Origin of the sequence: Phenylobacterium sp. (genome assembly GCF_013911965.1) — a bacterium.
Taxonomy (GTDB): Bacteria; Pseudomonadota; Alphaproteobacteria; order Caulobacterales; family Caulobacteraceae; genus Phenylobacterium.
In genome coordinates, this window is record NZ_JACESE010000024.1 from 1 (window position 1) to 21,187 (window position 21,187).

Annotated in this window: 17 protein-coding genes; 7 read left to right on the forward strand and 10 right to left on the reverse strand. The window is 69.6% G+C overall.

What is annotated here, in order from left to right; all coding sequences use genetic code 11:
- Positions 1–109 precede the first annotated feature (109 nt).
- Positions 110–277, reverse strand: coding sequence for a hypothetical protein (locus H2041_RS17710; protein WP_293415000.1), 168 nt, complete (start codon positions 275–277; stop codon positions 110–112).
- Between the two features lie 96 nt (positions 278–373).
- Between H2041_RS17710 and H2041_RS17715 the strand changes: the two genes are divergently transcribed.
- The 4 genes from H2041_RS17715 (at position 374) to H2041_RS17730 (ending at position 7,848) form a co-directional block, all read left to right on the forward strand.
- Complete coding sequence (locus tag H2041_RS17715; RefSeq protein ID WP_293415002.1) at positions 374–1,795, forward strand: SIR2 family protein; 1,422 nt, start codon at positions 374–376, stop codon at positions 1,793–1,795.
- Positions 1,796–1,882: 87 nt separating this feature from the next.
- The gene (locus H2041_RS17720; protein ID WP_293415004.1) at positions 1,883–3,937 is read left to right on the forward strand and encodes a DUF87 domain-containing protein; all 2,055 of its coding nucleotides are present in this window, start codon (positions 1,883–1,885) and stop codon (positions 3,935–3,937) included.
- 204 nt (positions 3,938–4,141) lie between these two features.
- Positions 4,142–6,430, forward strand: a complete 2,289-nt coding sequence (locus tag H2041_RS17725) for an NADP-dependent malic enzyme (protein ID WP_293415006.1) — start codon at positions 4,142–4,144, stop codon at positions 6,428–6,430.
- A 95-nt stretch (positions 6,431–6,525) separates the two neighbouring features.
- A complete protein-coding gene (locus H2041_RS17730; RefSeq protein ID WP_293415008.1) occupies positions 6,526–7,848 on the forward strand; it encodes an Hsp70 family protein in 1,323 nt (440 codons plus the stop codon).
- A 3-nt stretch (positions 7,849–7,851) separates the two neighbouring features.
- Here the strand turns inward: H2041_RS17730 and H2041_RS17735 are convergent, their stop codons facing one another.
- The 4 genes from H2041_RS17735 to H2041_RS17750 all read right to left on the reverse strand — a co-directional run bounded on the left by H2041_RS17735 (position 7,852) and on the right by H2041_RS17750 (position 13,621).
- Positions 7,852–8,721, reverse strand: coding sequence for an alpha/beta hydrolase (locus H2041_RS17735; RefSeq protein ID WP_293415010.1), 870 nt, complete (start codon positions 8,719–8,721; stop codon positions 7,852–7,854).
- A 34-nt stretch (positions 8,722–8,755) separates the two neighbouring features.
- Positions 8,756–10,000: an NAD(P)/FAD-dependent oxidoreductase gene (locus H2041_RS17740; protein ID WP_293415012.1), complete on the reverse strand. Its 1,245-nt coding sequence runs from the start codon at positions 9,998–10,000 to the stop codon at positions 8,756–8,758.
- A gap of 56 nt (positions 10,001–10,056) precedes the next feature.
- Entirely contained in the window at positions 10,057–12,879 is a 2,823-nt protein-coding gene (locus H2041_RS17745; RefSeq protein ID WP_293415014.1) for a pitrilysin family protein, read from the reverse strand.
- Positions 12,880–13,105: 226 nt separating this feature from the next.
- A complete protein-coding gene (locus H2041_RS17750; protein WP_367134324.1) occupies positions 13,106–13,621 on the reverse strand; it encodes a hypothetical protein in 516 nt (171 codons plus the stop codon).
- Positions 13,622–13,750: 129 nt separating this feature from the next.
- Here H2041_RS17750 and coaBC point away from each other — a divergent pair, with 129 nt between their 5' ends.
- Together coaBC and dut are read left to right on the forward strand one after the other, a co-directional pair.
- A complete protein-coding gene (gene coaBC / locus H2041_RS17755; protein WP_293415018.1) occupies positions 13,751–14,953 on the forward strand; it encodes a bifunctional phosphopantothenoylcysteine decarboxylase/phosphopantothenate--cysteine ligase CoaBC in 1,203 nt (400 codons plus the stop codon).
- Positions 14,950–15,405, forward strand: coding sequence for a dUTP diphosphatase (gene dut, locus H2041_RS17760; RefSeq protein ID WP_293415020.1), 456 nt, complete (start codon positions 14,950–14,952; stop codon positions 15,403–15,405). The genes coaBC and dut overlap by 4 nt, the downstream gene beginning before the upstream one ends.
- On the opposite strand, the gene eda is transcribed toward dut, so the two are convergent.
- Genes eda through pgl form a run of 4 tightly spaced genes read right to left on the reverse strand, consistent with a single transcriptional unit; the run spans position 15,402 to position 19,538 of the window.
- Positions 15,402–16,040 carry a bifunctional 4-hydroxy-2-oxoglutarate aldolase/2-dehydro-3-deoxy-phosphogluconate aldolase gene (gene eda, locus H2041_RS17765; RefSeq protein ID WP_293415022.1) on the reverse strand — a complete coding sequence of 213 codons (639 nt, stop codon included), beginning with the start codon at positions 16,038–16,040 and terminating at the stop codon, positions 15,402–15,404. The two genes, dut and eda, sit on opposite strands and share 4 nt — an antisense overlap.
- Positions 16,037–17,011 (reverse strand): glucokinase, encoded by a 975-nt coding sequence (gene glk, locus H2041_RS17770; protein WP_293415024.1) that lies wholly within the window; start codon positions 17,009–17,011, stop codon positions 16,037–16,039. Before glk ends, eda begins: the two co-directional genes overlap by 4 nt.
- Positions 17,011–18,825, reverse strand: coding sequence for a phosphogluconate dehydratase (edd, locus tag H2041_RS17775; RefSeq protein ID WP_367134350.1), 1,815 nt, complete (start codon positions 18,823–18,825; stop codon positions 17,011–17,013). Before edd ends, glk begins: the two co-directional genes overlap by 1 nt.
- Before the next feature lie 29 nt (positions 18,826–18,854).
- Positions 18,855–19,538, reverse strand: coding sequence for a 6-phosphogluconolactonase (gene pgl / locus H2041_RS17780; RefSeq protein ID WP_293415028.1), 684 nt, complete (start codon positions 19,536–19,538; stop codon positions 18,855–18,857).
- 88 nt (positions 19,539–19,626) lie between these two features.
- Here pgl and H2041_RS17785 point away from each other — a divergent pair, with 88 nt between their 5' ends.
- The gene (locus tag H2041_RS17785) at positions 19,627–20,376 is read left to right on the forward strand and encodes a creatininase family protein (protein ID WP_293415030.1); all 750 of its coding nucleotides are present in this window, start codon (positions 19,627–19,629) and stop codon (positions 20,374–20,376) included.
- A 102-nt stretch (positions 20,377–20,478) separates the two neighbouring features.
- Here the strand turns inward: H2041_RS17785 and dnaQ are convergent, their stop codons facing one another.
- On the reverse strand, positions 20,479–21,183 hold the full coding sequence (gene dnaQ / locus H2041_RS17790; protein ID WP_293415032.1) for a DNA polymerase III subunit epsilon: 705 nt from the start codon (positions 21,181–21,183) through the stop codon (positions 20,479–20,481).
- Positions 21,184–21,187: the final 4 nt, after the last annotated feature.

The window sequence follows — 21,187 nt, forward strand, 5'->3', positions numbered from 1 at the left end:
CCCACAGTGACCCTCCCAGCCGCCCGCCTCACCCTCCGCCTCATCCTCGCCGCGGCCTCCTTCGCCGCCGGCGTCCTGCACCTCGCCGTCCCTGCGCCGTTCCTCGGGATTACGCCGGGCTGGGTTCCGTCGCCGCGATCACGGCCTGCGGCCACGGAACCCAGCCCGGCGTAATCCCGAGGAACGGCGCAGGGACGGCGAGGTGCAGGACGCCGGCGGCGAAGTAGGCCGCGGCGAGGATGAGGCGGAGGGTGAGGCGGGCGGCTTGGAGGGTCACTGTGGGTCGCCCAGCTGCGGCAGGTGCACCTTCCGCGTTGCCTTGAATACCTTTCCCGTCAGGGTAGCTTAGAAGCTGTGCTGTCGCGGAGTGGCTATGAGCGAGCCCAACAACGTTCCTTCCCCTTACAGCCTCTTTGGCCCGTCTGAAGACGGCAAAGCGGACGACTTGCTCAAAGGGAAGAATGAGACTGAGGCGCGCATCAGGCTTCAGGCGCTGATCGCTGAATGGCTGCGCATGGAGAACCTCGTTGTTCTCACTGCCGCTGGCTGCTCCGTCGGCGAGGGCTTGGGCGGCAAGACGATGGCCAACCTTGATGCAGCGGTCCTCAGCACTCTCGAAAAGCACCCTGACATTCCACCAGAGGCGAAGAAGATCGTCAGCGGTCGACTGAGTGATTTATTGGTCCAAGATTCGATCGGTTTCGAGGCTTGGCTCTCGTTCCTCGTGAACGCCTATCACCTTGCGACATCCACAGGATCGCCGTTCTGTGGTCTCAATTGGCAGGGCGATGCGACGCCATCAATCGACGACCTAAAGTGGCTCATTGACCATCTGGGCCGAGCAATATTTGCGGAGTGCGCACTTAGTTTGCCGCCCATTCCCGAGGGCTCGGTGACGCCGGCAGGGGTTCCGCCCCATCTCGCGTTCCTCGCGAAGCTCGTCGCCCGCGACAGCAACCTCGGACGCGCGAACCTATTCACGTTGAACTACGATACCCTCTTCGAGCAGGCGCTTGAGCGCCTAGGCATTCAGTATTTCGACGGCTTCAGCGGACGGGCAGAGGCGCGGTTTGATCCGTCCGTCTATGGGCTAGACATTTACTATCCAGGCGAGGTCGCCGAAGGCCGTGTCCGCCGGTTTGACAAGTTCTTGCACTTCTACAAGCTTCACGGCTCGATCCACTGGCGAGCCGAAGGGGACGAGCTCCGTGCGCGACACCCTTCGCTCGCGCCGTTCGCCGACTATCGGGAGTTGGGTGTCGAGCAGAAGGCGCAGAAGCTCGATAGCCTGACGGAGAATACTGGTCCCATTGGCATCCTTCCGACGGCCAACAAGTTTGCTCAGACTTTGTCGATGCCGTTCGCGCATTTGCTGCGCTCGTTCCAAATACGCCTAAGCGTGCCGCAGACCTTCTTGCTCGTCCTCGGTTACGGTTTCGGCGACGAACACGTTACGCGAATAATTGAGACGGCCCTCATGAACCCCTCGCTAGTGATGTTGGTCGTTGAGCCCGATCCGAAGAGTGCGACGATCAAACGAATTCAGGGGTACAAGGAACTCGGGCGGCGCGCATTCGTGCTGACTGCCACCGAGGAGGCCTTCAAGGCGGCCAAGTTCAAGCACGCAAGCTTCGATGACTTTGCGAAGACAATTATGCCCGACGTCCAATGGTTAACGGACTTCCTACGACTGCGGAGTTTTGAAAAGCAGATCGCTTCCATCCAGGGCGATAAGGCCCCTGCGCTAGGCTTAGACGCTGCGCTCGGTGGGCCGCCGCACCAGACTGGGGGCTAAATGGAGAGCCCACGGGTCATCGGGCACATCGTCGCAGTCCAAGGATTTCGGGTCAAAGTCGAACTCCTGCCCGGGACGCACTCTGCGATGCGCGCAACGCTGGACGGTGTCCAAGTCGCTGTCGCTATCAATGCGTATCTGACCTTTTCCCTAGGCGCGGGTCAGACGGTAATCGGCGTCATCACCGATCTCGAAGCGCGCGAGAGTTACGATCCGTCATCGGGCGACGAGCTGACCTTGGAACTCATAAAGCCACGGCGTGTAGCAAGCGTTCAGTTGCTTGGGACGATCAGCCGGGCGGGCGAAAAATGGACGTTTAGCGCCGGCATTACAATCTTGCCAACACTCGACACACCGGCCGAAATCAGCCCTCCAGATGTGTTGAAGGCAGTTTTCGAGACGCCGCCCCGTCGCAACCGCCCTGACGATTATGAGGGCGATGACGACGACTTTGACTGCGATCTGACGCTAGGTTGTCCAACGGGTCAGCCTCAGAATGTTGTACGCGCGTCGTACAACGACATGTTCTCAAGACCACTTGCGATTGTCGGTAATACAGGTTCCGGAAAGTCTTTTTCCGTCTCGAGCCTCATCCAGAAGGCCATGGCCGCTCTCGGTGACGAGGGGAACGAACCGCACATCTTCGTGCTCGATATCAACGGCGAGTACGGCAAGGCTTTCGGGGGCGCACAGACGCTCGAACGCAGGCCCGATCACGTCTATCTGAACGGCCAGGAATTCCCCCTTCCGATCTGGCTATTCAACGCAGCCGAAGTTTGCGCCTGGCTGAGCGCGTCAGAGCAAACCCAGGAGCCCGTCCTGAAGGATTGGTGGGCGTTGGCGAAAGCGAAATCGACAAACAAGGCGCTCGCCGCAGACGCAAACTCGCTACGCCTCGCGCTTCAGAAGGCGAACGCCATTGTCGAAGTACTCAACACCACCGGCCGACCTAAGAAGAAGCCTGCGGTGACCGATCACCGCATCATGGAAGGGTATCTTGGTGGCCGGGAACTAGCTGGTCGACAACGACTAACAGCTGCCCTCGCTCAACATCAAGGGCAGCTCAACGCTAACCCGCCGGATTTCAACTCGCCACTCAACGAGGCCGAGATCAGGAGTGCCGCAGAAGAGCTCGCGGCGTCAATCAAGGAAGTGCTCGCAGGTGAACTGGCCGTCGCGACCGTCAGCGCAACGACAGCAGACAGCCCTCTCTATATTCCACGCTCGAAGTTTCAAGATCCCTCGCTCATCGACGCTGCAACTTCCCCGGAAGAGGCAGGCAGAATCGAAGCGCATCTCACAACACTGAAGTTGCGCCTCCAAACGCGGCTTGATGATCCACGTTGGCGTGCTTTCCTGAATTACGAAGAGGAGGCAACCAAGGTCACCTCTCTGGAAGATTGGTTGAAACGCTTCGGATTAGGCGTACGGAAAGGGCCGCGCGTTGCCGTCCTCGATCTCTCGATGCTCAGTCACGAAGTGCTGCCGTACGCCTGCACCGTGATCGGGCGCGTCCTCCTAGAGATACGCGAAAATTTGCCCGCGAAAGCTCGCTACAAGCACCCATGGGTCTTGGTCCTCGAAGAGGCCCACAACTACGCTAGACCTCCGCGCAGCGACGAAGCCAAAGGCCAAACACTCTCGCGGCTCGCGTTCGAGCGGATCGCAAAGGAGGGCCGGAAGTTCGGCCTCTCGCTTATCATCGCCAGCCAGCGGCCAAGCGAGATAAGTCAGACGATCATCAGCCAGTGCGCCAACTTCGTCAGCCATCGACTCCAGAACCCCGACGACATTGAGCATTTCAGGCGCATCATCCCCATGCAGGCGCGCCGGCTCCTCGACCAGGTGACGATACTCGACAGCGGCGAAGCGATCGTCTTCGGAAGCGCGTTTCACATTCCGACCCGTGTTCAATTCACACGGCCCGAGCCTGGACCGTGGAGCACCACAGCCGCGCCGTATCATGAATGGCGGATGGAAAAGGCGGCTTTCCCGCTCGACACGGTGGTCGACGCCTGGGGAATACGTGTGCAAGCGCCGCCCCATCAGATGGATACCACAGCCGCGGCGAACGTCGGCGTAGTGCCTGGGGAAACTGACGAGCCGCCGCGCAGCAAGCTGGACGACGAAATCCCATTCTGAAGCCGTGTAGCGTGAGCGTCGCCGCCGTCGGAAGGACCGAAGCCATCCAGCCGCGAGTGACCCCACGGCCACGCTTCCCGTCCAACACCCCCGCGCCCGCAATTCCTACTCCCCCGCACGGTTCTTGCAGTTGTGGCGCGGGGTTCGGGTCGGTAGGTTGCGCGCCTTCCACTCGTCCGCCTGTCTGCAAGGACCGCCGCGCCTATGAGCGACGCCGAAAAACGCACCTTCACCGACGAGGAGGCCCTGAGCTTCCACCGTCTGCCCCAGCCCGGAAAGATCGCCATCGCGCCGACCAAGCCGATGGCCACCCAGCGCGACCTGTCGCTGGCCTATTCGCCGGGCGTGGCCGTACCGGTGCTGGCCATCGCCGAGGACGCCGACAAGGCCTACGACTACACGTCGAAGGGCAATCTGGTGGCCGTCATCTCCAACGGCACGGCGATCCTGGGGCTGGGCAATCTCGGCGCCCTGGCGTCGAAGCCGGTGATGGAGGGCAAGAGCGTCCTCTTCAAGCGCTTCGCCGACGTCGACTCCATCGACGTCGAGGTGGCCGCCACCGATCCCGACGAGATCATCACCGTCGTCAAGAACATCGGCCTGACCTATGGCGGCATCAATCTGGAGGACATCAAGTCCCCGGAATGCTTCCGCATCGAGACCGAGCTGCAGGAGCTGCTCGACATCCCGGTCTTCCATGACGACCAGCACGGCACGGCCATCATCTCGGCCGCCGGCCTCCTGAACGCCTGCAAGATCACCGGCCGCAACATCGAGGACGTGAAGCTCGTCCTCTGCGGCGCGGGCGCGGCGGGCATCGCCACGCTGGAGCTGGTCAAGGCCATGGGCATGCGGGCCGAGAACTGCATCGCCGTGGACAATACCGGCGTCATCTGGCGCGGCCGCTCCGAAGGCATGAACCAGTGGAAGTCGGCGCACGCCGTCGATACGGACGCCCGGACCCTGGCCGAGGCCATGGTCGGCGCCGACGTCTTCATCGGCCTGTCGGTGAAGGGGGCGGTGACGGCCGACATGGTCAAGGCCATGGCGCCCCAGCCGATCATCTTCGCCATGGCCAATCCGGACCCCGAGATCACGCCCGAGGAGGTCCACGCGGTCCGCCCGGACGCCATCGTGGCCACCGGCCGCAGCGACTATCCCAACCAGGTCAACAACGTCCTGGGCTTCCCCTACATCTTCCGCGGCGCGCTCGACGTGCGCGCCCGGCGGGTGAACATGGAGATGAAGATCGCCTGCGCCCAGGCGCTGGCCAAGCTCGCCCAGGAGGACGTCCCCGACGAGGTGGCCGCGGCCTATCACGGCATGCAGCTCAAGTTCGGGCCGGAATACATCATTCCGACGCCCTTCGACCCGCGGCTGATCTGGTACGTGCCGCCGTTCGTGGCCCAGGCGGCCATGGACACCGGCGTGGCGCGCAAGCCCATCGAGGACATGGAGGCCTACCGGGCCGAGCTCGCCCAGCGGCTCGATCCCACGGCGGCCTTCCTGCAGAAGCTGCAGGGCGCGGTCCTGGGCCGGCCCAAGAAGCGGGTGGTCTTCGCCGAGGGCGAGGAGCCCAGCGTGATCCGCGCGGCCTACGCCTTCCAGGGCGCGGGCCTGGGCGACGCCATCCTGGTGGGCCGCGACGAGCTGGTGGCCGAGAACATGCGCGCCGTCGGCCTCGATCCGGCGGAGGCGGGCCTGAAGGTCATCAACGCCCGCACCTCCGACCACAATCCGGAGTTCGCCAACTATCTCTACGAGCGGCTGCAGCGTCAGGGCTATCTGATGCGCGACGTGCAGCGCCTGGTGAACCAGGACCGCAACTCCTTCGCCGCCTGCATGGTGGCGCTCGGCTATGCCGACGCCATGGTCACCGGCGTGACCCGCTCCTACGACCAGGCGCTGGACGAGGTGCTGCGCGTCATCGATCCCGCCCCCGGCGGCCGGGTGATGGGCATGTCGGTCCTGCTGGGCAAGGGGCACACCCTGTTCATCGCCGACACCAACGTCACCGAGATGCCGGAGGCCGAGGACCTGGTGGAAATCGCCCTGGAGGCGGCCCAGGCGGTGAAGGCGCTGGGCTACACCCCGCGCGTGGCCTTCATGTCCTACTCCACCTTCGGCAATCCCATGGGCATCCGCTCGGAGAAGGTGCGCGAGGCGGTCGCCATGCTCGACCAGATGGACCTCGACTTCGAGTACGAGGGCGAGATGCCCCCCGCCCTGGCGCTGGAGCCGGAGCGCCGCGGCAACTTCCCCTTCATGCGCCTGACCGGCCCGGCCAATGTGCTGATCATGCCGGCCATCCACTCGGCGGCCATCTCCACCCAGCTCGTCCAGGCCTTCGGCGGCGCCACCGTCATCGGCCCGATCCTGCTCGGCCTGGAGAAGAGCGTGCAGATCTGCCCGCTCTCGGCCTCGGTCTCGCGCATCCTGCACACCGCCACCCTGGCGGCCTACGACCAGCCCCAGCAGGAGGCCGCCCTCTGATGCGTCTGGGCCCCATCCAGATCGTCTAAGGGATCGTGCGCTCTCCGGGCGGCGGACGATCCGTCGTCCGCTCCGCCCCGGGGAGGACCTGCGCCATGAGCGCGAACCATCCGCCCGCCTTGAGCCTGGGCGTCGACTTCGGCACCACCAATACGGTGGTGGCGCTCGCCGCGCCGGGCGAGGCCGCGCGCCTCGTCCGCTTTCCCGCGCCCGAGCGCGAGGTCACCGCCTTCCGCTCGGCCCTCTCCTTCTACGCCCCGCCCGAGGCGCCGGCCGAGCGCACGGTGGAGGCCGGTCCCTGGGCCATCGAGGCCTATGCGGAGGACCCGCTGGAGACGCGGTTCATCCAGTCGTTCAAGACCTTCGCCGCCCAGTCCAGCTTCACCGAGACCCAGATCCTGAACCGGCGCTACGCCTTTGAGGACCTGCTGGCCGCCTTCCTCTTCAAGCTGCGCGACCACGGCGGCGCGGACCTGGCGGACCTGCCCAGGCGGGTGGTGGTGGGGCGGCCCGTGACCTTCGCCGGCGCCGCGCCGGACGAGCACCTGGCGCTGTCGCGCTACGAGGCGGCCTTCGCCCGGCTGGGCTTCTCCGAGATCCTCTATGTCTACGAGCCGGTGGGCGCGGCCTTCTTCTTCGCCCGGCAGCTGAAGGAAGACGCCACCGTGCTGGTGGGCGACTTCGGCGGCGGCACCAGCGACTTCTCCATCATCCGCTTCACGCGCGCCGGCGGGGCCTTCCGGGCCGAGCCGCTGGGCCGGTCGGGCGTCGGCGTGGCCGGCGACGCCTTCGACTACCGGATCATCGACCACCTGGTCTCCCCGGCGCTCGGCAAGGGTTCGTCCTACCGCTCCTTCGGCAAGGTGCTGCCCATCCCCAACCGCTACTATTCGGCCTTCGCCCGCTGGGACCAGCTCGCCCTGCTGCGCGCCTCGCGTGACATGCGCGAGATCCGCAAGCTCGCCCGCGAGGCCGTCGAGCCGGAGAAGATCGAGCGCCTGATCGAGATCCTCGACGACAACCACGGCTACCGCCTCTACCGCGCCGTCTCCGACCTGAAGGAGACGCTGTCCTCGGAACCCTCGGCCGTCTTCCGCTTCGAGGCCGGCGGCGTCTCGCTCGTCCGCGAGGTGGCGCGGACGGAGTTCGAGGACTGGATCGCCCCGGAACTGGCCCTGATCGAAGGGGCCGTGGACGAGGCCCTGGCGACGGCGGGCCTGGGGCCCGAGGGGATCGACCGGATCTTCCTGACCGGCGGCTCCTCCCTGGTGCCGGCGGTGCGCGCCGTCTTCGCCCGCCGCTTCCCGGCCGAGAAGATCGAGACCGGGGCGGAGCTGGAATCCATCGCCTCGGGCCTGGCCCTCATGGGCGAGGAACCCGACCTCGCCCGCTGGGGCCAGAGGGCGAGGATCGCCTGAGGCCTATCCGGCCAGGAAGGCCTCCACCTCCGCCATGAAGACGTCGAGCCGGTCGTGGTGGACCCAGTGGCCGGCGCCCTCGACATTCACCAGGCGGGCGTTGCGGAAGTTCTCGATGCGGCCATCCTCGACGGGGTCGGACGCCCAGGACTCCATGCCGCGGAAGAGCAGGACCGGGCAGGTGATGTTGCGCCAGAGCTGGTGCTGGTCGGCGTGGCTCAAGCCGCCGACCCCGCCGCCGCGGATGAAGTTGTCGAACTTCCAGCTATAGGTCCCGTCCTCGTTCTGCAGGGCGCCGTAGACGGTCAGGTGGCGGGCCTGCTCCGGCGACAGGTGCGGGTTTTCCTCGGCCATGCGGGCGACCGCGTCCTCGAGGCTGGCGTAGCGGCGGGGGTTGCGGCCCGAATTCTCCCGCCGGTCGACGATCCAGCTGCGCAGCCGCTCGTCGATCGCGCGCCTGGCCTGCTCGGCCATCACCGCGGGCGAAGGGCCGAGGCCTTCGATGGCGACGATCTTCTCCACCTTCTCCGGGAAGATCCCGCAATAGTTCAGGGCGATGCCGGCGCCGAGCGAGTGGGAGATGAGGGTCACCGGCCGGTCGCTGCGCTGATGGATCAGCTGGGCGAGGTCGTAGATGTAGGCGCTCATGTCGTAGCCGCCGCCGACGGCCCAGGCCGAGTCCCCATGGCCGCGCAGGTCCGGCGCGATCACGTGGTAGCGGTCGCGCAGGCGCTGGGCGACCCAGTCCCAGTTGCGGCAGTGGTCGCGGCCCCCGTGCACCAGCACCAGCGGCGGGGCGCCCTCATTGCCCCAGTCCACATAGTGGAGACGCAGCCGCTGGGAGAAGAAGAAGTGCGATGTGGGGCCGTCCATGGCGCTCTCCGGTCGAGGGGGCCACCCCTGTGGCTTAAGCGGCCGTGACCCGCAAGGCCAGGAGCACCTCGTCGGCGGCGCGCAGGCCGCTCTCCCAGGCGCCGTGGGCGGTGGAGAAGGCGGTCTTCGACGTCGCCTCGCCGGCGAAGAAGAGGCGGTCCTCGACCGGCGCCGCCAGCACCTGCCGCGCCGGCGCGCAGCCCGGCAGGGCGTGGGAATAGGCCCCCAGCGCCCAGGGGTCGGAGGCCCAGCCGGTCTCGGCCATCACCTTGAGCTGGCGGCGGACGCCGGCGCCGAAATGGCCGACAAGCTCCTCGATGGCGAAGGCGGCGGCCGCGCGGGGCCCCTCCGCCTCCAGGGCGCGGGCATGGGCGCCGCCGAAAAACGCCTCGATGATCGGGCGGCCCAGCGGACGCAGATAGTAGCTGCCGGTCTCGGCCGTATCGGTGCGGCCCCACAGATGCTGCTCGCGGCCGAAAGCCTCCGGCGCGGTGGGGCTGAGGAAGACCTTGTTGGCGAGGCCGAGCGGCACGCCGGTGGCGGCGTCGACCTTCTCCGGAAGGCCGGGCGTCAGACGGATCGATTCCCGCGCGATCAGGTCGCTGGAGACCGTCACCACCACGGCGCGGGCGCTGACCGGCCCGCGGGCGGTCTCCAGGACGAGCGGCGTGCGGCTGTGGTCGATGGAGAGCACGGCGCAGTGGGGAACGATCAGGGAGCGGTCGGCCAGGGCGCAGATGGCCGCCCCGTAACCCTCCGGCGCGCGCCAGTTCACGCCGGTGTCCTCATAGGCGCCGTAGTCCTGAACCGAGACCTGGGAGAGACCCGCGCCGTTATAGTAGCCGGAGAAGGCCTCGATCATCGGCGCCCAGCGGCCGGCGCCGGGCAGATAGGCGCTGGCCCGCCCCTCGCCCCCTTCGGCGGCGGCCGCCTCCAGGCGGGCCTCGAAGGCCGCCAGCGCGGCGCCGAAGCTCTCGCCGTCCTCGGGCGTCAGGCTGAGATTGGCCTCCGGCCGGGCCCAGGCCGGCTCGCTGCGGTCGATCGGGATGTCGCGGCGCTCGAAAAGCGGGACGAGCGGATTGCGGTCGGCGCTGTGCAGCCAGCCGCAGCCGAGATCGAGCGGCAGGTCGGTGCGGGCGAGCAAGGTGTGGGCGCGGCCGCCGATGCGGCCCTGGCCCTCCAGCACCACCACCGAGAGCGGCGAGCGCGACAGGCGTGCGGCCGCGGCGATGCCGGCGGCGCCCGCGCCCACCACGACGACGTCGAACTGATCTTGCATGGATGCACTACGCCCGGCCGCCGGGGGGGGTTCAACCCCCGGCGACGGCGGGCCTTCTACTCCACCGCCCGCAGGGTGGCCGAATCCAGGTCGAGCTGGTCGGCCGGGATCACCGTCAGGTCCGGCTCGCGCGCGCGCAGCCCCGCCTCGAAGGCGGAGAAGTCGCCGGCGATGATCACGGCGGCGTCCTCGGGCGCCAGATGGGCCTCGGCGAAGCGGCGCACCTGGTCGGGCGTCACGGCCTCCACCCTGGCGGTGTAGACGGCGATCTCGTCCAGCGGCACGCCCTGCAGGGCCAGTTCGCCCAGCACCCCGCCCAGGCCGCCCGCCGTGCCCATGGCCCGGCCGAAGGCGCCGACCAGCACCGACTTGCGGGCCTTCAGCTCCTCGGGCGGGGCCGGCGTGGCGCCCAGCTTGTCCAGCTCGGCGGCGATCAGGTCCATGACCTCGGGCGCGGACTCGTTCTTGGTCTGGGCCTGCGCCTGGAAGGCGCCGGTGGTGCGCCGGGCCGACAGAGAGGAGCTGGCGCCGTAGGAGAGGCCGCGCTTGATCCGGATCTCCTGGTTCAGCCGCGCCGAATAGCTGCCGCCCAGGACCGTGTTGGCGACGATGCCCGGATAGTAGGCCTCGCTTCCCCGGGCGATGGCCGGCTTGGCGAGACGGACGGCGGCCTGGCCCGTGCCCGGCAGATCGATGACCACCACCTTGCGCTGGGCCTGCGGCGCCACCTGCGGCTGGGGCGGCAGGGGGGCGGACGGCGCCTGCCAGTCGCCGAACGCCTGGCGGGCGAGGGCGAAGCCGGCCTCGGGCGAGATGTCGCCGGTCAGGACCAGGATGGCGTTGTCGGGACGGAAGTAGGTTCCGTGCAGCGCCCTCAGCCCGTCGGGCGTCAGCTTCTGCAGCGAGGCCGGCGTGCCGTCGGCGGCGTGGCCGAACGGCGTGCCGGCGAAGATCACCGGCGCGGCCGTCATGGCCGCCAGCTGGCCCGGATCCTCATAGGCGACGGCCAGGGCGTCCAGGGCCTGGGCGGTCTGGCGCTCCAGCTCCTCGGCGGCGAAGGCCGGGTTGCGGACCACGTCGGAGAGGATGGCGAAGGCCGGCGCGACCTTGTCGGACATGACCGTCACGCCGACCGAGCTGCTTTCGAGCCCGGCGGAGGCCGAGAGGACCGCGCCGAGGGCCTCGATCTCCTGGGCGATCTGGGGCGCCGTGCGGGTGGCGGTCCCTTCGGGCAGCATGTTCGCCGTCATGGACATGGCGCCGGCCTGCCCTTCCGGATCGGCCCAGGCGCCGGCCTTGACGATCAGGGCGCCGGAGACGAGCGGCAGGTCGCTGGAGCGGGCGACGATGACGCGCAGGCCGTTCGCGAGCGTGGTCTCGGCCGGCTTGGGCAAGGTCGGGCTGATGGCCTCGGCCACCGGCGGCGGCGCCTCCCGCTCGCCCTCGGGGGCCAGGGTGACGATGTCGCCTTCGTAGCGGACGGCCTCGACGGCGGGCGGCGCCTCCTCGGCCTCCGTCTCGCCTTCGGGACGGGCGTCCTCGGAGCGATAGGTGATGGTCATGCGCCGCTGCGGATCCAGGTACTTCTGCGCCACCCGCTGGACGTCGGCGGCGGTGACGGCCTGCAGGGCCGCCAGGTTCTCGTTGGCGGCGGCCGGATCGCCCTCGGTCGCCCAGGCGTAGCCCAGCGCAAAGGCGCGGCCGTCGACCGTCTCGCGCTCGCGCAGCTCGGCGGCGGTCAGCTCGTTCTTGGCTTCGTTCAGCTCCGCCTCGCTGGGCGGCGCGTCCCGCAGCCGGGCGACCTGGGCCAGCAGGGCCTGCTCGCCGGTCTCGACGCTCTCGCCGCTCGACATGATGGCGCCCAGCGCGATCATGCCCGGCTGCTGGGGCAGGTCGGCGGTGGACATCACCTCCACGGCGACCTGCTGCTCATAGACGAGCGCGTTGTAGAGCCGCGAGGACTTGCCGCTGGAGAGGATGGCGTCGAGCACCTTGAGCGCCGGCGCGTCGGGACTGTCGGCGGCGGCGCCCAGCCAGGTGAGGACCACCGCCGGCAGCGGCACGTTGGGGCCGTAACCCCGATAGACGCCCGGACCCGTGCGGGGCGGCTCGACGGCGGTGACGCGCTTCAGCGGCGCCTGCGGCTTCTCGATGCCGGCGAAGTACTTGTCGACCCAGGCGTCGAACTTGGCGGGCTCGAAGTTGCCGACCACGATCAGCACGGCGTTGTCGGGGCGGTAATAGGCCTCGTGGAAGGCGCGGACGTCGTCGATGGTGGCCGCGTCCAGCTCGGCGATCGAGCCGATGCCGGGCCGCTTGTAGGGGTGGGCCTGATAGGTCGCCTTGGGCAGCATCAGGGCGAACAGGCGGCCGTAGGGGCTGGCCAGCACGCGCTGGCGCAGCTCCTCCTTCACCACGTCGCGCTCGGAGGCGAAGATCGCCTCGTCCACCACCAGGGAGCCCATGCGCTCGGCCTCGGCCCACAGCAGGCGCTCCAGGTGGTTGGCCGGCACGACCTCGTAATAGTTGGTGAAATCGTCCCAGGTGGAGGCGTTGTTGAAGCCGCCCACGTCCTCGGTCATGCGGTCGAGCGTCTCCGACGGCATGTTCCGCGTGGTCTTGAACATCATGTGCTCGAAGAGGTGGGCGAAGCCCGAACGGCCCTCCGGATCGTCCTTGGAGCCGACGCCGTACCAGACCTGCACCGTCACGTTCGGCGTGGTCTCGTCCACCGAGGACAGCACGCGCAGGCCGTTCTCCAGCACCCGCTCGCGGTACTGGATCGGCGGCGCCTCCGCGCCCCGGGCGGCCAGGGGGGCGGCCAGGGGAGCAGCCAGAACGGCCAGGGAGAGGGCGAGGCGAGTCAGGCGGGCGAACATGGACGGCTCCCGGAATACGCGAAGGCGCTAGCCATAGCATCCTCCGCCGCGCGCGAAAGCTTACGGGTTGGTCACGCAGCGGAGCGTCTCCGCAGGGCTCCCTTCGCCGCCTCATGCTCGTCCCGAGCATTCCTGCGGGGGCAGGCTCGGACGCCACCTCCCCCTGAGGGGGTCCCACGGCCGGGCGGCCGCCCTCGTCCTTCGAGGCCCGGCCGGCGCCGCCGCCTCAGTCCGCCGCGCGGCTGGAGCGTTCGGCCTCGCGGGTCTTCTGCTCTTCCCAGTAGGCGGGGCCGTCGTCGGGCTTGAACATGGTGCGCGGGGCGCCCTGGGCGGTGGCGACGGCGAAGACGTTGCCGGCCGGATCGTAGAAGAGGGTGTCGCCGTTGCCGCGCTTCAGCGTCTGGGTGCCGGCCGGCGGGTCGCTGACGAAGGCGTGGGCCTTCTTCACGAAGTCGTCCAGGCTGGTCGCCCCGAAGGCCTCGCCGTTGCGCTCATAGGCGCGCTGCGCGTTTTCCTGGGCCGAGTAGCGGCTGGTCTCCGACCACATGGGCGCGCCGTCCACGGTCGGGACGGGCGGCCGCGCCGCGCTCTCGCCTGTGCTCACGCTCGGGGCCGTGGCGGCGGCGTCGCTTCCGGTGGCCCCGGCGTCGGCCGCCTGGGGCCGCACCGCCGAGGGCCCGTTGTCGCAGGCCGTCAGAATGAGAAGGCTCGCGCCCGCGGCGAGCCAGGAACCGTACCGCACCGTCACCTTCGTCTCTCCCCGGACTTGGGCTCAAAGCTGTAGCGGAACGAACAAAGAACATCTGCGGCGGTTTGTCCAGCGCCTATATGAGGCTATAGCGGACGCGAAGCGGCGGAAGGGGCGAGCGCCTTGGACGGAAAGCGGGTTCTCCTGATCGTGGGCGGCGGCGTCGCGGCCTACAAGGCGCTGGAGCTGACGCGGCTCCTGCGCAAGGCGGGCGTCGGCGTGCGGCCGGTCCTGACCGGCGCGGGCGCCCAGTTCGTCACCCCGCTGTCTCTGTCGGCCCTGGCCGAGGATAAGGTCTATTCCGAGCTCTTCTCCCTGACCGACGAGGCGGAGATGGGCCATATCGAGCTCTCGCGCTCCGCCGATCTCGTGGTCGTCGCGCCCGCCACCGCCGACCTGATGGCCAAGGCCGCCCATGGCCTGGCCGGCGATCTTGCGGCCACCACCCTTCTGGCGACCGACAAGCCGGTCCTGATGGCCCCGGCCATGAACGTGCGCATGTGGGAGCATCCGGCCACGCGGCGGAACCTGGCGACGCTGAAGGCCGACGGGGTCGCCTTCGTCGGTCCCGACGAGGGGGCCATGGCCTGCGGCGAGTTCGGCTTCGGCCGCATGGCCGAGCCCGCGGCGATCTTCCAGGCGATCATGGACATGCTGGCCGGTCCCGCCGCCCGGCCGCTGGCCGGCAAGCGGGCCATCGTCACGGCCGGGCCCACGGCCGAGCCGATCGATCCGGTGCGCTACCTGACTAACCGCTCGAGCGGCAAGCAGGGCTACGCCATCGCCGCGGCCCTGGCCAAGCTGGGCTGCGAGGTCACGCTGGTCTCCGGCCCGACGGCGCTTTCGGCGCCGGCCGGCGTGACGCGCGTCGATGTCGAGACCGCCCGCCAGATGCTGGCCGCCTGTCAGGCCGCCCTGCCCGCCGACCTCGCCGTCTGCGTCGCCGCCGTCGCCGACTGGCGCCCGGCCGAGGAGGGCGCGGTGAAGATCAAGAAGACGGGCGAGGGCCCGCCGCCCATCGCGCTGGTCGAGAACCCGGACATCCTGGCGACCCTGTCCAGGGCGGGCCCGGACCGCCCGCGCCTGGTCGTCGGTTTCGCCGCCGAGACCAACGACGTGGAGGCCTACGCCCGGGCCAAGCTGGCCAAGAAGGGCTGCGACTGGATCGTGGCCAACGACGTCAGCGTCGAAGGCACCATGGGCGGGGACGACAACGCCGTCTCCATCGTGACGAAGGACGGGGTGGAGCGCTGGGACCGCACGGCCAAGGCCGACGTCGCCGCCCGGCTGGCGCAGAGGATGGCGCAGGAACTGGAGCTTTCGTGACCCCCAAGATCAAGATCACCCGCCTGGCCCACAACGCCGACCTGCCGCTGCCGGCCTATGAAAGCCAGCTCGCCGCCGGCATGGACCTGCGCGCCGCCGTCCCCGAGGACGCGCCGCTGGTGCTGCGCCCCATGCAGCGGGAGATGATCCCCACCGGCCTCGCCATCGCCCTGCCGCCCGGCTTCGAGGGCCAGGTGCGGCCGCGCTCGGGCCTGGCCGCCAAGGCCGGGATCACCTGCCTGAATTCGCCGGGCACGGTGGACGCCGACTATCGCGGCGAGGTGAAGGTCATCCTGATCAACCTCGGCGAGGAGGACTTCACCGTCCGCCGCGGCGACCGGATCGCCCAGCTGGTCATCGCCCCGGTGATCCAGGCCGCCTGGGAGGAGGTCGGCGCCCTGGACGAGACGGCGCGCGGCGCCGGCGGCTTCGGCTCGACGGGCGCGGCTTAGAGGCTGAGCGGACGCGTTCTGGCGCGGGGCAGCCTGCTCGCCTCCCGCGCCAGGGCCTCGATCCGCGCCCAGTCCCCGGCGGCGACGGCGGCCTTGGGCGCGACCCACGAGCCGCCCACGCAGGCCACGTTCGGTTCGGCCAGATAGTCCGGCGCATTGTCCGGGCCGATCCCGCCCGTCGGGCAGAAGACCGCCTGCGGGAAGGGGCTGGCGAAGGCCCGGATCAGGCCGACTCCGCCGACCACGCTGGCCGGGAATAGCTTGAAGGCGGAAAAGCCGTGGTCGAGGCCGCGCATCAGCTCGCTCGCCGTGGCGACGCCGGGCAGGAGAGGGATCGGCCCCTCGGCGTACTCCCCTTCGATCAGGCCCGGCGAGACGGCGAAGCGGGCGCCCGCGTCGGCGGCCGCCTGGCGGGCCGAGGCGCTGGTCACCGTGCCGGCCCCGACCACAGCCTCTTCCACCTCCCCGGCGATCCGGCGGATGGCTTCGGTGGCGGCCGGGGTGCGCAGCGTCACCTCCAGGGCCGTCAGACCGCCGGCGCAGAGCGCCCGGGCCAGCGGCGCGGCCGCGGCGGCGTCCTCGATGATCAGGACGGGTATGACGGGGGCGAGCCCCATGATCTCTTCGAGCGTCACAGCTTCACGCCCTCCAGCTGGGCCAGTTCGCGGACGCAGCCCACCAGGGCCGCATAGGGGTGGGTGATCAGGAAGGTCGGGATCTCGGCCACATAGTCCGACAGCCGGCCCTTGTCCTCGAACCGGGCGCGGAAGCCGCCGGACATGATGCGGTCGATCATGCGCGGCGCGATGCCGCCGCTGACATAGACCCCGCCCCGGGCGCCGTGGGTGAGCGCGATGTCGCCGGCCGCCGAACCGAGAATGCCGCAGAAGCGGTCGAGGGCCGCGGCGGCGGCCGGGTCGCCGGCCTCCCCGGCCTCGATCACCACCCGCTCGTCCGGCAGGGCGGGGGAGCGGCCGGCGATCTCCTCCAGCGCCACATAGAGGTCATAGAGCCCCTGGCCCGACAGGACCCGCTCCACCGACACCCGGCCGTGGATGGCCTTCAGCCGCCGCCAGATCTCCACCTCGGTCTCGTCGGTGGGCGCGAAGGCGGCGTGGCCGCCCTCCGTCGCCACGGCGATGTCCACGTGGAGGGAACGGGCGACGGCGGCGACGCCGAAGCCTGTGCCGGCGCCCAGCACCACGATGGGGCAGTCGGTGGGCGCCCGCAGCGCCGGGCCGATGCGGCGCAGGTCGTCGGGGTCGAGCACCGGGGCGGCCATGGCCTGGGCGGCGAAGTCGTTGATCAGCTTGACCGCGTCGAAACCGAAATTGGCGATCAGGTCGACCTCGGCCACGTGCCAGTCGAGATTGGTGAACTCGATCTCGCCGGCCACCACCGGCCCGGCGACGGCGATCACCGCCTGGGCCGGGCGCTTCTTGCCGGCCGTCTCGTCCAGATATTCGGTGATGATCTCGTCCAGCGAGCCGTAGTCGGCGCAGGCGTAGATCTTGGTGTTGCGCAGGTGACCCTCGGTGTCGACGAGGGCGAAGCGGGCGTTGGTGCCGCCGACGTCGCCGACGAGGCCTTCATAGAGCAGCGGCATCAGGCGGCGTCCTCGAACAGGACCGACGCGCCGGCCTCGGCGGGGCCGGCGACCCGGCGCATCCAGCCGAAGAGCTCCCGGCCATAGCCGTGGCCGGCCCGCGGCTGCGGCGCCGGCGGCCGGGATCGCAGCTCGGCCGCCTCGACCTTGATCTCCAGGCGGCCAGCCTGGGCGTCCAGGCGGATCAGGTCGCCGTCGCGGACATAGGCGAGCGGTCCGCCGTCGGCGGCCTCCGGCGTCACGTGGATCGCGGCCGGCACCTTGCCCGAGGCGCCCGACATGCGCCCGTCGGTGACCAGCGCCACCTTCAGCCCTCGGTCCAGCAGGACGCCGAGCGTGGGGGTCAGACTGTGCAGCTCGGGCATGCCGTTCGCCTTGGGGCCCTGGAAGCGCACGACGGCGACGAAGTCGGAGGTCAGCTCGCCGCGCTTATAGGCTTCGAGCAGCTCATCCTGGTCGTCGAACACCCGCGCCGGGGCCTCGACCACCAGGTGTTCGGGCTTCACCGCCGAGGTCTTGATGACGGCGCGGCCGAGCCCGCCCTCCAGCACCCGCAGCCCGCCCTCGGCCTGGAAGGGGTCGTCCACCGGCCGAAGGATGTCGCGGTTCAGGCTTTCCGCCGGCCCCTCGCGCCAGACGAGCCTGCCGTCCTGCAGGAAGGGTTCACGCTGATAGAGGCGCAGGCCCCCGCCGGCCACGGTGACCACGTCCTCGTGGGCGAGGCCCGCATCCAGCAGCTGGCGGGTGACGAAGGCCATGCCGCCGGAAGCCTGGAAGGCGTTCACGTCCTCGCTGCCGTTGGGATAGACCCGCGCGATCAGGGGCACGACGCGGGACAGGTCGTCGAAGTCGCTCCAGGTCAGGATGACGCCGGCCGCCCGGGCCATGGCCACCAGGTGCAGGGTGTGGTTGGTCGAACCGCCGGTGGCGAGCAGGCCGACGAGCGCATTGACCAGGCTCTTCTCGTCGACCACCGCCGACATGGGCGTATAGGCGTTGGAGGAGGGGATGATCTCCACCGCCCGCTGGGCCGCCGCGGCGGTCAGCGCGTCGCGCAGGGGGGTGTTGGGGTGGATGAAGGCCGCGCCCGGCAGGTGCAGGCCGGTCATCTCCATCATCATCTGGTTGGAATTGGCCGTGCCGTAGAAGGTGCAGGTGCCCGGCCCGTGATACGACTTCATCTCGGAATCGAGCAGCTCCTCGCGGGTCACCTTGCCCTCGGCGTAGAGGCCGCGGACGCGGGCCTTCTCGGCGTTGGAGAGGCCCGAGGTCATCGGCCCGCCGGGGACGAAGATCACCGGCAGGTGGCCGAAGGCGAGCGCCCCGATGGTCAGGCCCGGCACGATCTTGTCGCAGATGCCCAGCATCAGGGCGGCGTCGAAGGCGTCGTGGGTCAGCGCCACGGCGGTGGCCATGGCGATGACGTCGCGGGAGAACAGCGACAGCTCCATGCCCGGTCGGCCCTGGGTGACGCCGTCGCACATGGCCGGCACGCCGCCGGCGAACTGGGCCGTGGCCTTCACCTGTTCGGCGGCGGCCTTGATGACCTGCGGAAAGCGCTCGTACGGCTGGTGGGCCGAGAGCATGTCGTTATAGGCCGAGACGATGGCGACGTTGGGCGCGGTCGGATCGCGCATCCGCGTCTTGCCTTCCTCCGGCAGGGCGGCGAAGGCGTGGGCGAAGTTGGCGCAGGACAGCTTGGCGCGCCCGGGGCCGGACCGGCGGGCCGCCTCCATCTGCTCCAGATAGGCCGCCCGGCTGTCGCGGCTGCGCGCGACGATGCGCTGCGTGACCTCGGCGACGGTGGGGTGCATGGCTGACGGCGGCATGGCGTGGTCCCTCCTCAAGGCGCCCAGAGGACCCGAACGGGCGCCTCCGCTTGGGTCAAGAGGGCGCGCACCGGCAGGTCTTCGCCCGCCGCCGCCCGCTCGATCACCCGGCGCTTGGTCTCACCCGTGATCAGGACGAGGATGGCGCGCGATTGCAACAACGCATGCAGGGTCAGGGTGATCCGCGGCAGGGGCGGATCGCCGATCGCCTCGGGCACGCCCATCAGCATCTTGGTCAGGGAGGGGTCCAGCCCCTGGGCGACGCGGGGCGAGCCCGGGATCAGCGAGGCCACATGGCCGTCCGGGCCCATGCCGAGCAGGGTGACGTCGAAGGGGGCGAGCGCCTCGACGCTCGCCTCGGCGGCGCGGGCCGCGGCGTCGGGATCCGCCGCCGGCCGGAAGAGGGGGACGAAGCGGGCGTCGGCGGCCGCGCCGCGCAGCAGCCGCTCGCGCACCAGCCGCTCGTTCGAGGCCGCATGGTCGGGGGGCACGAAGCGCTCGTCCGACAGGGTGACGTCGACCCGCGACCAGTCGAGCGCCGCCGCCGCCAGGCGGTCGTAGACGGGACCCGGCGACCGGCCGCCCGTGGCGACCAGGCTGGCGCGCCGCCCGGCGGCCAGCGCCGCCGCCAGCGCCGCTCGCGTCGCCTCGGCCGCGGCCTCGGCCATGGCCGCCCCGTCGTCGAAGCTTTCGATCATCCGTGTCCTCCCTGATCGGCCCCGGACTTAACCCAGCGCCTGCAAAGGCCTATGTCCGTGGCCTGAAGTCCGCCGCCGGAGACGCGCCATGCTGCTGCACCTGTCCACCTGGGTCGAGATCGAGGCCTATCTGAAGCGCTCGAAGACGGTGGTGGTGCCCATCGGCTCCAACGAGCAGCATGGGCCGACGGGGCTTCTGGGCACCGACTGGCTCTGCCCCGAGATCATCGCCCACGAGGCGCAGAAGGCCGGCGACCTCCTGGTGGCCCCCACCTTCAACATCGGCATGGCCCAGCACCACCTCGGCTTTCCGGGCACCATCTCCCTGCGGCCGACCACCTTCATCGCCGCCATCGGCGACTGGTGCCGGTCGCTCGGCGCCCACGGCTTTACGAAGATCTATTTCCTGAACGGCCACGGCGGCAATGTCGCCACCATCGAGGCGGCCTTTTCCGAACTCTACGCCGAGGCGAGCTTTTCCGGAAAGGACCGCGGCTTTGCGCTGAAGCTGAAGAACTGGTGGGACCTGAAGGGCGTCACCGCGCTCGCCAACCGCCAGTTCCCCACCGGCCACGGCAGCCATGCGACGCCCTCGGAGATCGCCGTCACCCAGTGGGCTTATCCGGACGCCATCAAGACCGCCAACTATGCGCCGCAGATCGCGCCCACCGGCCCGATCCGCGAGGCCAACGACTTCCGCGCCCGCTATCCCGACGGCCGCATGGGCTCCGACCCGGCGCTCGCCACCCCGGAAAAGGGCGGCGAACTGGTGAGGACCGCCGCCGAGGCGCTGATCGAGGACGTGGCGGCGTTCTCCGCCGAGCAGCGGCCGGGCTAGGCGAAGAGGTTCTGCGTCCGGCGCCCGCTTCGCCCGCACCTCAGGCGCGAGCCAGGCGGGGTCTGCGGTCTCTCCACACCCGAGAGGCGGAGCGAGCGCCCCCTACAGCCCGTGCTTCTTCCAGAGCGTGTCGGACTTCACCACGTCGCGGACGAAGGCGGCGTGGCGTTCGCGTTCGGCGTCGGTGGAGCGGAAGGCGAGCGGGCGGGGCCGCGCGCCGTAGGCCGCCTGGCGCGCGGCGCCCACGGCCTGGGCCATGATCGCCGGCGCCAGTTCGAGCTTGCGCTCGCGGCCGCCCTTCAGCTCCAGATAGACGTCGGCCAGCAGGCGGGCGTCGATCAGCGCCCCGTGCTTCTCGCGGTCGGCCAGCGAGATCTTGAACCGCCGGCAGAGCGCATCCAGCGAATTGGCCATGCCGGGGAAGCGGACGCGGGCGAGCGCCAGGGTGTCCACCCAGCGGGTTTCGCAGATCTCCACCCGACCGCAGAGGCCGAGTTCGAAATTGACGAAGGTGCGGTCGAAGGTGGCGTTGTGGGCCACGATGTTGGCGTCGCCGACGAAGTCGAGGAAGGCCTCCACCACCTCCGAATCGGCGAACTTCGGCTTGCCCCGCAGGAAGGCGGCCGACAGGCCGTGCACCTTCTCCGCGTCCGGCGGCATGTCGCGCTCGGGATCGATGTAGCAGTGGAACGTGCGCCCGGTGGGGACGAAGTCCTCGATCTCCAGGCAGGCCAGTTCCACCAGGCGGTGGCCCTCGCGCGGCTCGAAGCCGGTGGTTTCCGTATCCAGGACGATCTCACGCGCCATGGCC